The following is a 13,179-nucleotide window of genomic DNA, read 5'->3' on the forward strand; positions in this document are numbered from 1 at the left end:
ATAAACATATGAAGAAAATCATACAGATAGCCAGGCTGGAGCTCAGCCTGCTATTTTACTCCCCGATTGCCTGGATCCTCATGATTGTGCTGTTTGTACAGATGAGTCTCACTTTTATCGTGGCAATGCCAGAAATAGAACGGACACAAGGGATGTCTTTTTTAACCAGTCATCTGTTTACCGATTACAAAAAAATCGGGCTCCTTAGTCGCATTCTGGATAGTTTGTATCTGTACATCCCATTGATTACGATGGGGATCATCAGCCGGGAAACCAGTAGCGGGAGTATAAAGTTACTCTACTCTTCTCCGGTTAAACTGAGCCATGTTGTCTATGGTAAGTTTGCGTCCATGCTCGTTTATAATCTGGTCATTATGGGGATCATGAGTTTGTTTGTACTGATCGGCGTTTTATTTATTCCAAATTTTGATTATCCACATATTGCGGTGGCGTTATTTGCTGCTTATCTTTTATTAAGTGCTTATTCGGCCATCGGTATTTTTGTGTCCAGTTTAACGACTTATCAGCCGGTAGCGGCGATCAGTACCTTTGTGGTGCTGGCCTTTATGAATTATATCGGGACGGTTGGACAAAGTCTGGATTTTGTGCGCGATCTGACACATAGCCTTTCGATGCCAAGTCGGGCAGGGCGTATGATGGCGGGATTGCTCAATACCAGGGATGTGATTTATTACCTGGTCATTTCAGGGATGTTTCTGGCTTTTACGATTACCAAACTGGAAATGGAACGGTTGTCGAAGCCGGTTTTGCAGCAGGTTGGCCGGTATAGCCTGATTGTATTGATCGGGTTGGGGATTGCTTATACCAGCTCCCGTCAGCCAATGATTGGTTATTATGATGCGACGGCTACGAAGGTAAATACCATCACTAAGACGAGTCAGGATTTACTTAAAAAGATGGGGGATGAGCCTATTGAGATGACGGAGTATGTCAACGGAATTGAAGATAGTTATTTCCGGGCAAAACCCAGTGAGCGAATTGCTGACATTGCCCGTTGGGAACCTTATTTGCGCTTTAAGCCCAATATCAATCTGAAATGGGTTTATTACTACGACAGCATTCCTGGTCTGACTGCAGGACTTGTCGAAAATAAGACGAGTTTTAGTCAATATGTGCTGTTCATGTCAAACATCGAGCAACTCGATCTTCGTGACTTTCTGAGCCCTGCTGAGATCAATAAGCAGCTTAAACCGCAGTCTGAAGAATCACGTGTATTCATGCGTTTAAAGTATAAAGGAAAAGAAACTTCTTTACGGACGTTTCCAGCTCCTGACAATGATTTCTGGCCTAAGGAAGAGGAGACGGGTGCTGCCTTGAAGCGTTTGATGATGACGCCACCGAAGCTGGTTTTTGCTACAGATGGCTATCAGCGCAGTATGGATAAAATAGGGGACCGCGATTATAAAAAGCTGATCAATACCAAGTCTGGCCGACAGTCGATGATCAATCAGGGCTTTGATGTCGACAGTATATCCCTGGAAAAGGATCAGATTCCAGCCGATATTTCTGCACTGGTCATTGCTGATCCAAAAGTAGCCTATAGTCCGGCAGCATTGGCGAAGCTTCAACGTTACATCCGGGAGGGGGGAAATCTGATGATTGCCGGAGAACCTGGTAAACAAAGTGTGGTCAATCCTTTGTTAGACTCCCTTGGTGTTCAAATGATGAACGGCACCCTTGTTCAGCGCAGCAGAGATTATTCCTATGGATTGGTTACGCCGGGGCTTGCTTCCGGAGCGGTGGCAATGGCTCCTGGATTACAGCCTTTTTATATGCAGCGCTGGGTAGTTTCTATGCCTGATGCAGCGGCTTTAAGTTATGCTGAAAACGGACCCTTTGACATCCATCCTCTTTTATTAACAGATGCGGAAACGAGCTGGATTAAAAATGAGAAATTTGTGCTGGATTCTGCAGCCTTGACTTTTGATGCAAAGGCAGGTGACCAGAAGGGGGCTTTTCCAACGGCATTGATGCTGACCCGTAAGCTGAACAATAAAGAGCAGCGGATTATTGTGGCTGGTGATGCTGACTTTTTCAGCAATACGGAACTGGCGAGGAGTAACATACGGACCATCAATTCGGGCTTTGTCGGAAGCATTTTTAAATGGTTTTCTTACGGTGAGTTTCCAATCGATGCGAGCCGTCCGTTCCCTAAGGACAATACTACAAGGTTGACCAAAGCTAGTGTGAAAACAATACAGGTGTTGTATTATGGGGTTATCCCGGGATCGATATTCCTGATGGGGATGATCTTGCTGATCCGCAGAAAGCGGAAATAAATTTTTAGTTTTTTTACTTTGCCTTCCAAAAAGCCTGCTGCGAAATATCATTCAAAGCGGGCTGGAGGGAGGTGTAACGGAGTGTCATTATTGAGTCATTTTGTCTTTTGTTTGTCATTGTTTTTAATTAATCTAAATAGCTAATGAAGGCTAACGCTTACTTTCGCAGCAAGTTAGATCAACAAACCAAGGATATACTAAAAATCAAAAATGATGTTAAGACGTTTACTGCGCTATAAACCTTTAGGGTTTATGTTTTTACTGTTTACTGTTCTGGGGCTCCCTGCAGCGATGTCCCAGACCGGGACTATTAAAGGGAAGGTACAATCAAAAGAGGGGATTTTACTTCCTTCAGTTACTATTTCTTTAACTGACAACAAAACAAAAGTACTGAGCAATGAGCAGGGTATATATGAAATAAATAATGTGAAGAGGGGGACTTATAAAATCACCGCAAGGTTTGTAGGGATGAATGCTCAGACCAGATCCATTGTGGTTAATGAAGGACAGGTTTCGGTTTTGGATTTTATACTTACAGATGTGGATAACCTGCTCAGTGGTGTGGAAATATCTTCGAGCTACAAAAGGTTTGGTAAAAAGGAATCCGAACAGGTGGCAAAACTGCCTTTAAAGAATCTGGAAAACCCACAGGTTTATAACATTGTACCTAAAGAAATTTTGCAGGAGCAGGTGATCGTGACCTATAATGATGTGTTGAAAAATGTGACTGGGGTGAGTCAGGGATTGGTTAACGGGAGCAATTCATTTTACATGAGGGGCTTTGAGAATGGAAGTTTTCTCAGAAACGGCATTCAGGACAATAAGGACAATAGCATTGAAGTAGCCAATATTGAGCATATTGAGGTGTTAAAAGGACCATCTGCCACATTGTATGGAAACAGTTTAACCTCATATGGAGGTTTGATCAATAGAGTAACAAAAAAACCATTTGATGTCTTTAAAGGGGAAGTAGCTTATACGGTTGGTGGTTATGGTTTAAACAGAGTTACAGCTGATCTGAATACGCCTCTGGATAAAAAAAATGGCTTGTTGTTGCGGACTAATCTTGCTTACCATTATGAAGGCAGTTATATGGATGCCGGATTTACAAAACGTTTATTTATAGCCCCCTCGCTATTGTATAAGGTGAATGACCGTTTGTCGGTGTTGGTTGATGCAGAAATTTATCAGCAAAAAGCGAATGACTTTCATCGCCTGTTCCCGCAAAATTCATTTACCAAACCGAGTACTGAAAGCCTGGGATTAAATTGGAAAAGATATTATCATGGTAATGATCTGACGGAGTCAAAACCATCCCGAAGTTTGCTCGCTGAAGTAAACTACAAATTATCAGAAAGCTGGAAGTCGCAGACTGTTTTCTCTCAAACCTGGCATACGAGTAAAGGTTATCGGATTTGGAATGTGATGGATGGAGATTCTGTGAACAGAAATATCCGATACGCGAATTCGACTTACAATACGATTGAAGTTCAGCAGAATTTTACCGGTGATTTCGAGATCGCCGGTCATAGAAACAGATTGGTCATCGGGTTGGATTATTTTACAAAGCGGTCTAATCAGAATTCAAAGTTCGCCTTGCCATTTGACAGGGTACGATTGACCGGCGAGGATCCGGGGTATTTCAGGATTACAAGAACTTCTGTAGACGCTTTGTTTGATCAGGTAAGTCCGTCGAGAAATAAGGATACGCAAAGTACTTACAGTGCCTATTTTTCAGATGTGTTTAACATCACAAGAGATTTTATGGTAATGGCAAGTCTCAGGATTGATAACTTCCGGTCTGGTGGCTCTTATGATCCTGACGCTGATGCCACTACAGGAAAATTTAACCAAACCAATTTATCTCCAAAATTAGGACTCGTTTATCAGGTTCTTCCGGAAAAGATTTCCCTGTTTGGAAATTACATGAACGGTTTTGCAAATAACGGTCCTGTGCTGCAGCCAAATGGAGAGAATACTGTTTTTAAGCCTAGTAATGCAAACCAATGGGAGTTGGGTTTCAAAATCAACCTCCTTGATGGTAAACTGAATTCGACTTTCAGTTATTATGATATCAAAGTGAAGGATATCGTCCGTTCCAATACCGATGGATTTAGTGTTCAGGACGGAGGTCAGGCCAGTAAAGGGTTTGAAGGAGAGCTGATTGCTCATTTTGCAAAAGGATTAGATGTGATTGCCGGTTATTCCCACAATAAAGCTTATACCATCAATACAAATGCGGATATCGATGGGCTAAGGCAGTGGACAGGTCCGGGCGAAACGGCCAATTTATGGGTTAATTATGCTTTTCAGGACAAGACCTTAAAAGGGTTGTCGATGGGAATCGGAGGCAATTATAACAGCAAGACCTATATCAGTCAGTCCCGTAGCTCAGGAGAATTTTATATTCCTTCTTATACCGTCTTAAATGCGGTAGCAGGATATGATGCCAAAAGGTTTCGTTTGAGTGTTAAACTGGATAACCTGACCAATAAAGTGTATTGGGGAAGTTATGTGAACCAGATGATGCCAAGCAGGTTCAGTGCAAATCTGGCGATTAAAATATAAAAGGCAAACAACCGGGTTGTTGAAAAAGAGAAGGGCCATTGGCTTCTTCTCTTTTTTTGTTTGTGCCACCATAATATTTCAGGAACCTGTAATTTTTTCCCAACCTTTACGACTTACCCCACAAATAAAAGAAGATGGAGAAAGCATTTATCAAAATGATAAACGAACATCGGGGAATAATCTATAAAGTCTGTAATCTGTACTGTCTGGAAAAGGAGTATAAAAAAGATCTTTTCCAGGAAATCGTGTTACAGCTCTGGAAATCATTTCCTTCATTCAGAAATGAATCACAGCGAAGTACCTGGATGTATCGGGTCGCTTTAAATACTGCCATTACCATTTTCAGAAAAGAAAGCAGAGCTCCTGAGCGGAGAAGTATTTCGGATGCTGAATTTGAAATTCCTGATATGGATACATTTACAGATCAGCAGGAACAGATGGGCTTGTTGAAACAGGCCATAAATACCCTGACACAGATTGAGAAGGCGATCATTTTATTGTATCTGGAAGAGAAAAGTTATGAAGAAATCAGTGAGATCATTGGGATCAGCAAAACGAATGTCGGCGTGAAAATCAACCGGATAAAAATCAAACTGGAAAAAACTATTAAATCAGATCGTTATGAACTTAGATGAACTAAAAGGAGCCTGGTCAGCATATGATGATCAACTTAAATCAACAAAGGACATCGATGATCAGGTTATCGCTGGTATGATCAGAAAAAGATCTGTTTCTGCTGTTGCGAACATCAGGAAAAGCTATCTGTATGGTATATTTGCCTGTTGTTTCTACCTCCTGGCGATTGGTGCCCTTAATCTGGGGAACCCTTTCGACTATACCCATGACTATGAACAGATTCCTTTGCAGATCATGTTCGTAGCCTTGCTGCTTATTCTGTTTGTGCTGCTAAAAGCGAGGGCTTCCATAAAGGAGCTGGAATTTCCTGAACAATCGTTATTGAACTATCTGGAGAACGTTATTAAGGAGTACTGTAAAACCTGGAAAATCCTGGATGTTGTCATTTATTTTATACTCTTCTCCACTTGTATCTTGTTCCCGCTAAGCTTCCTGTCAAGAAGCATTGCCAGATTAGGACTATGGCCTGCCCTGTTCAGTAGCTTTAGCTTGTTGATCTTTATCGTAGTTTCAAATGTGGTTACTTATGTCATTGCGAGGAAAAAGGGAGGTGTTAAACGTTCCTGGTACAGCTTCAGTGTCATCATCAAAGAATTGGAGGAACTGAAAGCGATGGCATCGGAGTTGAAGAACAGCTGATCAGCTCAAAAAAACTCCTATATTTATTTTTTGGGTAAAACCGCCTGGCCGCGATCTCCCTGAAAAACTTTAAATAATGAATAAAAATCTGATCGATACCTTTATAAATTTGGCGGAATGCCGGCTTACTGCGACTGACTGGCTGACCTGGTTTAATAATAATAAAGAATTAGTCGGGGAAATTTGTGGAAGAACCACATTTTTAAGGATTAAACCCAAAGACAATTTAAGTGACATTGGAAATGCCTATAGTGGACAGGTTGCTGCGGTTGATTGGTTAAAGAAGAAAAATGTAGCTGTTGTTGTTGGTGACACTTACCAGAAAGCATATCAGCATGAGTTTTCAGAATTTTGTAAACATGAGCAGGAAAAGGATAAAGAAAGGCAGAAAAAAGTAAAAGTTGATTTCGGTTATCTGGAAAATCTGTACCCTAAATTCTTCAAACAGCTGCAAAAGAGTTTCGATACTGCCAACACGATTGAAAAAGGTAAACTTGCACCTGAAATTTCCCGAAAGGAACAAGCCCTGTCTTTAACTTTCTCTGCAGAGCTGAATACATTTTTCTCAAATATTTCAAAGCTGATCCTTGAGGGGATCACTATAGATTTTGACGATATATACGCGGAAACGTTTGATAAAAAGCAGTTTTTGGTCCTGGGAGAGTTTTGGCTTTATGGTGATGGCGATTTGCTTTTATACGACCTGACAACAGGAAATTGTTTTTCTTATGCACATGAGTACAGCCCACCCAAAATCATTGCTTTATCGAAAACAATGACAGAACTCCTGGAAAAGAATTTCAGCAAATATCTGAAATCGTACGATCAATAGACATTGCAGGTAAGAGCGGTTGGGTTTAAGCGCTTTACCGCAGGCTGCAGATACTTTTGATAAAATGATAAAGATTTTCAAATAAAGTTGGCATACTAAAGCAAAGTACAGGATATTTTGTAATTTTAGCGCCCGACAACTGCCATTCTGACTTATTGTTTGATATGGCTTGGTTGTTGTAATTTAGTCATTTTTCAATAAGTAATAAATAACAAACACAAACATAAAAGATGTTAGGATTTTTAACCAAGGTATTTGGAAGCAAATCGGAAAGAGATATTAAGGCATTACAGCCTATAGTTATCAAGATAAACGAAGAATATTCGAAGCTTTCTGTACTGAGCAATGATGAATTGCGTAATAAAACAGTTTACTTTAAAGATGTTATTGCACAAGCCTTAACGGAGATTGACGGAAAAATCAGCGGTTTAAAAACTGATGCTGAAAGTCAGGAATTGTCATTGGCTGCAAAAACTGCACTATATGATCAGATCGATGAGTTGATCAAAGATCGTGATAAAGAATTAGAAGTTGTATTACTGGATATCCTTCCACAGGCTTTTGCAGTGGTAAAGGAAACTTCAAGACGTTTCTCTGAAAATGAAAATCTGGAGGTTACTGCTACCCAGCATGACAGAGATTATGCTGCGCGTAAAAGCAATGTTAAAATCCAGGGAGATAAAGCCTTCTGGGCAAATACATGGGATGCTGCCGGTACTGAAGTGAAGTGGAACATGGTACATTACGATGTACAGTTGATCGGTGGTATGGTGTTACACAGTGGTAAAATCGCTGAGATGGCAACGGGTGAGGGTAAGACTTTGGTAAGTACATTACCTGCTTACTTAAATGCTTTAGCCGGACAAGGGGTACATATCGTAACGGTGAATGATTACCTTGCACGACGTGACTCGGAGTGGAATGGTCCTTTATTTGAATTCCATGGAATTAAGGTAGATTGTATTGATAAGCATGAGCCAAATTCTCAGGAGCGCAGGGATGCTTACCTTGCTGACATCACTTATGGTACGAACAATGAGTTCGGTTTTGATTACCTGCGTGACAATATGTCGCAAACACCTGACCAGTTGGTGCAACGTAAATTACATTTTGCGATGGTGGATGAGGTCGATTCAGTTTTGATTGATGATGCCCGTACACCTTTGATCATTTCCGGTCCGGTTCCTTTTGGGGATCAGCATGAGTTTCATGAGCTGAAACCAAGAATCGAAAGACTGGTTGCTGCACAGAGAGAATATGTAACCAGAGCTTTAAATGAAGCTAAGAAATTAATTAATGATGGTAAAGCCGGAACCGAAGAGGGAGAAGGTGGTTTAGCACTATTACGTGCTCACCGTGGTTTGCCTAAAAATAAAGCGCTGATCAAGTTTTTAAGTGAGGGTAGTGTGAAACAAACCTTATTGAAAACGGAGAACCATTATATGGCGGATCAGTCGAAGAACATGCCGAAAGTAGATTCGGAATTGTTCTTCTATATCGATGAGAAAAACAACCAGGTAGAACTTACAGAAAAAGGAATTGAGCTGATCACCAAATCTGGTGAAGATGCGCATTTCTTCGTATTGCCTGATGTTGGAACTGAGATTGCTGATATCGAAAAGTCTGCTTTGAGCAGCGAAGAGAAAATTGCACAGAAGGATGCCCTGATGCGTGATTATTCGATCAAAGCAGAAAGAATCCACTCGGTAAACCAGTTGTTGAAAGCATATACCTTGTTTGAGATTGATGTGGAATACATCATCGATGAAGGAAAGATCAAAATTGTAGATGAGCAGACTGGTCGTATCATGGATGGCCGTCGTTATTCTGACGGTTTACACCAGGCGATTGAAGCAAAAGAGAATGTGAAAGTAGAAGATGCTTCACAAACTTATGCGACGGTAACTTTACAAAACTTCTTCCGTATGTACCACAAACTTTGCGGTATGACGGGTACGGCGACTACTGAAGCGGGTGAGTTCTGGTCGATCTATAAACTGGATGTAGTGGAAATCCCTACAAACAGAGTAATTTCGAGAAAAGATCATCAGGATTATGTATACCGTACAGTTCGTGAGAAATATAATGCGGTAGCAGAAGAGATCGTAAAACTAACGGAGGCAGGCCGACCAGTATTGGTAGGTACTACTTCGGTAGAGATTTCGGAGCTATTGAGCCGTATGCTAAAACTTCGTGGAATTAAACACAATGTGTTGAACGCGAAGATGCACCAGAAAGAGGCGGATATTGTTGCGGAAGCCGGGCAACCGGGTCAGGTAACGATTGCAACCAACATGGCTGGTCGTGGTACGGATATTAAACTTGGTGCAGGTGTTAAAGAAGCAGGAGGTTTGGCGATTGTAGGTACAGAGCGTCATGAGTCTCGTCGTGTGGACAGACAGTTACGTGGTCGTGCAGGTCGTCAGGGAGATCCGGGTTCATCTCAGTTCTTTGTGTCTCTTGAAGATAACTTAATGAGGTTGTTCGGTTCTGAAAGAATCTCTAACATCATGGTGAAAATGGGTATCGAAGATGGTGAAGTGATTCAGCATTCTATGATCACCAAATCTATTGAGCGTGCACAGAAGAAAGTAGAAGAAAACAACTTTGGTATCCGTAAGCGTTTACTGGAGTATGATGATGTGATGAACTCACAACGTACCGTGATCTATGCTAAACGTAGAAATGCCTTATTTGGCGAACGTCTGGATGTAGACATGAACAACATGACGTTTGATGTTGCTGAGGATATCGTTACAGAATACAAAGAAGAAGGAAACTATGAAGGATTCAAACTGGAAGTGATCAAAAACTTCTCTGCTGATACTTCAATTGATGAGTCGGAATTCAGTTCCAGAAACATTCATCACCTGACTGATAAATTGTTCGAAGAAGTAACTGCTTTCTATGCAAGGAAATCAGATGCGATCATTGCACAGGCCATGCCGGTATTGCACCAGGTATATGAAGAACGCGGAGAGCACATCGAGCAGATTATCGTTCCTTTTACAGATGGTCTTCGTAGCATTCAGGTTCCGGTAGGACTGAAAAAAGCAATAGATAATGGTGGCCGTGAGGTGACTAAATCTTTTGAAAAAACGATCGTACTTGCCTTGATCGATGAATCATGGAAAGAGCATTTACGTGAAATGGATGAGTTGAAACAATCGGTTCAGAATGCGGTTTATGAGCAGAAAGATCCATTGATCATTTATAAAATGGAGGCCTTCAATTTGTTTAAAAACATGTTGAACGCAGTTAACAAAGAAGTGGTGAGCTTCCTGTATAAAGGAGGAATCCCTGTTCAGACTGATCCGAATGATGTGAGGGAAGCTCAGGCTCCCAGGCCTGCTCCGAGCAGATTAACCATGTCGAAACCAGAGTTTGCCGGTGCCGGTGCTGATGTTGACGGAATGCCAATGGAAGATACCCGCGAGCTTGCTCCACAGCAACCGATTCGTAAAGAAGTTACAACAGGAAGAAACGAACCATGCCCTTGTGGAAGTGGTAAGAAATTCAAAAACTGCCATGGTGCGGGATTGTAATTTGTAATACACATATAGAATGCCGATTTTTGTAACAAAAATTCGGCATTCTTTTTTTTAGCCATTTCATGAAAATATTATTTACAGGTATATTTTGTTGTTTTTCCATTGCCCTGCTTGCTCAGGACAAAGGTCAGGTGAGGATTGTTAAAGATCCCATGATTGACAGCCTGATTGCCAAACGTATTGCTTTAAATACGAGATCTGCCACCCCGGCAGTTGCTACGGGGAAACCATCTACTGCTATCGTTTCCCAGATGGGATTTCGGGTACAGGTGTTCTATGGCTCCGACCGGCGCAAAGTATTTGCTGAACAGGCACGCTTCAGGTCCAGTTATTCTTCACTGAATACCTATATTACCTATAAGGAACCGAATTATTATTTACGGGTTGGTGATTTTAGAACAAGACTGGAAGCCCAGCGTTTGTTAAATGAACTGAAACCAATGTTCCCAACCCTGTTTATTTTCAGGGAAAAAATCAATGCACCTAATTTAGATTACAGCAATGACAATTAAAGATAAGATCCAAAGCCTTTCCGCAGATATATTTGATCAGGTAGTTGGTTACCGCCAGCACATTCATGCCAATCCTGAGCTTTCCTTTAAAGAGTTTGAAACTTCTGCTTACATCAAAAAACATTTGGAAGAATGGGGCATTCCCTATACGGAAATGGCAAATACAGGTGTGGTTGGATTGATCGAAGGCGGGATTCCTTCAGATCAGATTATCGCACTGCGTGCCGATATGGACGCACTTCCTATCATTGAAGCAAATGACAAACCTTATGCCTCGAAAAACCAGGGAGTAATGCATGCCTGCGGACATGATGTACACAGTTCTTCTTTACTGGGGACAGCCTATATCCTGAATAGCATGAAAGCAGATTTCGCAGGAAAGGTTAAGCTGATTTTCCAGCCTGGGGAAGAAGTATTGCCCGGTGGAGCAAGCATCATGATTAAAGAGGGGGTATTAGAGAATCCTAAGCCACAGGCGATCATCGGACAGCATGTGATGCCATTGATCGATGCCGGGAAGGTTGGCTTCCGCTCGGGCATTTATATGGCTTCTACGGATGAGTTATATGTGACTGTTCATGGTAAAGGTGGACATGGGGCACAACCTCATCAGAATATTGATCCGGTATTGATTGCTGCGCATATCGTGGTTGCCTTGCAACAGATCGTCAGCAGGAATGCCGATCCGCGTTTACCTTCGGTCCTTTCTTTTGGAAAGGTGCAGGCCAACGGGGCAACGAACATCATTCCCAATGAAGTGAAAATGGAAGGTACTTTCAGGACATTGAATGAGGAATGGCGTCAGGAAGCAAAGAAACTGATGAAAAAAATGGCGGAAGGAATCGCTGAAAGTATGGGCGGAAGTTGTGATTTCAACATCATGAACGGGTACCCTTACCTGATCAATGAAGAGAAGCTGAGCGACAATGCACGTTTATATGCCGAGGATTATCTGGGTAAAGAAAATGTACTGGATCTGGACATCTGGATGGCCGCAGAAGATTTTGCTTACTATTCTCAGGTTACGGATGCCTGTTTCTATAGGTTAGGGACAGGAAATAAGGAAAAAGGAACGAGCTTCTCGGTACATACACCGAACTTTGATATTGATGAAGATGCATTAAAGTTGTCTACTGGTTTAATGGCTTATATCGCATTAAAACAATTGGGGAACTAGTCTCATCTGTATGAAGAAACTGGGGTTATTAATTGTTTTCGTTTGTTGTTATTTAAAGAACTCAGGTCAGGAAATTGTACGGTTTAATCCGGATACTATCAAGACCATTCAGCTGGATTCGGTAGTGAACATCACTACCCAGAAATTTGGTGTGGAAACCTTTATAAACGCCATTATTACGGATAACAGCTTTTATCAGGCTTTCCGGAATATGAAGAAATATGGCTTCATTGCAGAAAACAGGATCTTTACTTACGACAAAAAGAATAAAGTAGACGGTAAAATTTACCGGAAAATCAAACATCATCCTTCGGGTCCGGTTAAAATGGAATACCTCGTTAAACAGGATACAGGGAAGGTGTATAAGAAAAACGGAAAATACCAGTTGTATACGATAGAGATGTTCGATTACATCTTTATGAATGCCTATAATTCGGAGTTTGTTGCGGAGGGACCTATGACCGCCGGTAAGGGCGGAGAAAGCAATCAAAGTTATAAGGATAAGCTGAAAACGCTGATTTTTGCTCCGGGAAGACCGATTAAGGGTTTGCCTTTTATCGGAAGTAAAACCCAGATCTTTACAGCCAATATGCGCCAGTATTATGATTATAGCTACCATAGCGGAATGTACCTGGACTCTATTCCCGTTTACCGTTTTAAGGTGACGGTAAAGCCCGATCTCAGTAATGGAACGAAGGATGGCCTGATGATTAAAGAGCTGACCACCATTTTTGACAAGCGAAATTTTGAGATCCTGGGCCGTTATGTGGACATGAAATACAGCAATATGCTGTTCGATTTTAATGTACAGATGAACATTGAAATGAGCTATTTTGAAGGAGAGAAATTGCCGACTAAGATCTCTTATCAGGGGAACTGGGATTATCCCTTTAAGAAAGAAGAACGGGCGAGTTTTTTAATCGTTCATAAAGACTATCATAGCGAAAAACGTTAACTTTATTTT

General features: G+C 41.4%; 9 protein-coding genes. All 9 read left to right on the forward strand.

The features are described 5' to 3' along the window. Nucleotides 1-8 precede the first annotated feature (8 nt). The 9 genes from BUC20_RS15565 to BUC20_RS15605 all read left to right on the forward strand — a co-directional run bounded on the left by BUC20_RS15565 (nucleotide 9) and on the right by BUC20_RS15605 (nucleotide 13,170). Entirely contained in the window at nucleotides 9-2,300 is a 2,292-nt protein-coding gene (locus tag BUC20_RS15565) for a Gldg family protein (RefSeq protein WP_073232019.1), read from the forward strand. A 252-nt stretch (nucleotides 2,301-2,552) separates the two neighbouring features. Further along, nucleotides 2,553-4,868, forward strand: a complete 2,316-nt coding sequence (locus BUC20_RS15570) for a TonB-dependent receptor (protein ID WP_159441114.1) — start codon at nucleotides 2,553-2,555, stop codon at nucleotides 4,866-4,868. Between the two features lie 134 nt (nucleotides 4,869-5,002). Then, complete coding sequence (locus tag BUC20_RS15575; protein ID WP_073232020.1) at nucleotides 5,003-5,503, forward strand: RNA polymerase sigma factor; 501 nt, start codon at nucleotides 5,003-5,005, stop codon at nucleotides 5,501-5,503. Beyond that, nucleotides 5,490-6,143, forward strand: a complete 654-nt coding sequence (locus BUC20_RS15580) for a hypothetical protein (RefSeq protein WP_073232021.1) — start codon at nucleotides 5,490-5,492, stop codon at nucleotides 6,141-6,143. Before BUC20_RS15575 ends, BUC20_RS15580 begins: the two co-directional genes overlap by 14 nt. 76 nt (nucleotides 6,144-6,219) lie before the next feature. Further along, nucleotides 6,220-6,975 (forward strand): hypothetical protein, encoded by a 756-nt coding sequence (locus BUC20_RS15585; RefSeq protein WP_073232022.1) that lies wholly within the window; start codon nucleotides 6,220-6,222, stop codon nucleotides 6,973-6,975. A gap of 230 nt (nucleotides 6,976-7,205) precedes the next feature. Continuing rightward, nucleotides 7,206-10,520, forward strand: a complete 3,315-nt coding sequence (secA, locus tag BUC20_RS15590; RefSeq protein ID WP_073232023.1) for a preprotein translocase subunit SecA — start codon at nucleotides 7,206-7,208, stop codon at nucleotides 10,518-10,520. 68 nt (nucleotides 10,521-10,588) lie between these two features. Further along, nucleotides 10,589-11,038: an SPOR domain-containing protein gene (locus BUC20_RS15595; protein WP_073232024.1), complete on the forward strand. Its 450-nt coding sequence runs from the start codon at nucleotides 10,589-10,591 to the stop codon at nucleotides 11,036-11,038. Further along, entirely contained in the window at nucleotides 11,028-12,215 is a 1,188-nt protein-coding gene (locus BUC20_RS15600; RefSeq protein WP_073232025.1) for a M20 metallopeptidase family protein, read from the forward strand. Before BUC20_RS15595 ends, BUC20_RS15600 begins: the two co-directional genes overlap by 11 nt. Nucleotides 12,216-12,225: 10 nt before the next feature. Beyond that, nucleotides 12,226-13,170, forward strand: coding sequence for a hypothetical protein (locus BUC20_RS15605; RefSeq protein WP_073232026.1), 945 nt, complete (start codon nucleotides 12,226-12,228; stop codon nucleotides 13,168-13,170). The last annotated feature ends 9 nt before the right edge of the window (nucleotides 13,171-13,179 follow it).

Origin of the sequence: Pedobacter caeni (assembly GCF_900129215.1) — a bacterium.
In the GTDB taxonomy this organism is placed as follows: domain Bacteria; phylum Bacteroidota; class Bacteroidia; order Sphingobacteriales; family Sphingobacteriaceae; genus Pedobacter; species Pedobacter caeni.

What these genes read in the sequence shown, in the direction of transcription:
- BUC20_RS15565 (WP_073232019.1), top strand. Translation starts at nt 9, where the DNA reads ATGAAGAAAATCATACAGATAGCCAGGCTGGAGCTCAGCCTGCTATTT.
- BUC20_RS15570 (WP_159441114.1), top strand. Translation starts at nt 2,553, where the DNA reads ATGTTTTTACTGTTTACTGTTCTGGGGCTCCCTGCAGCGATGTCCCAG.
- BUC20_RS15575 (WP_073232020.1), top strand. Translation starts at nt 5,003, where the DNA reads ATGGAGAAAGCATTTATCAAAATGATAAACGAACATCGGGGAATAATC.
- BUC20_RS15580 (WP_073232021.1), top strand. Translation starts at nt 5,490, where the DNA reads ATGAACTTAGATGAACTAAAAGGAGCCTGGTCAGCATATGATGATCAA.
- BUC20_RS15585 (WP_073232022.1), top strand. Translation starts at nt 6,220, where the DNA reads ATGAATAAAAATCTGATCGATACCTTTATAAATTTGGCGGAATGCCGG.
- secA (WP_073232023.1), top strand. Translation starts at nt 7,206, where the DNA reads ATGTTAGGATTTTTAACCAAGGTATTTGGAAGCAAATCGGAAAGAGAT.
- BUC20_RS15595 (WP_073232024.1), top strand. Translation starts at nt 10,589, where the DNA reads ATGAAAATATTATTTACAGGTATATTTTGTTGTTTTTCCATTGCCCTG.
- BUC20_RS15600 (WP_073232025.1), top strand. Translation starts at nt 11,028, where the DNA reads ATGACAATTAAAGATAAGATCCAAAGCCTTTCCGCAGATATATTTGAT.
- BUC20_RS15605 (WP_073232026.1), top strand. Translation starts at nt 12,226, where the DNA reads ATGAAGAAACTGGGGTTATTAATTGTTTTCGTTTGTTGTTATTTAAAG.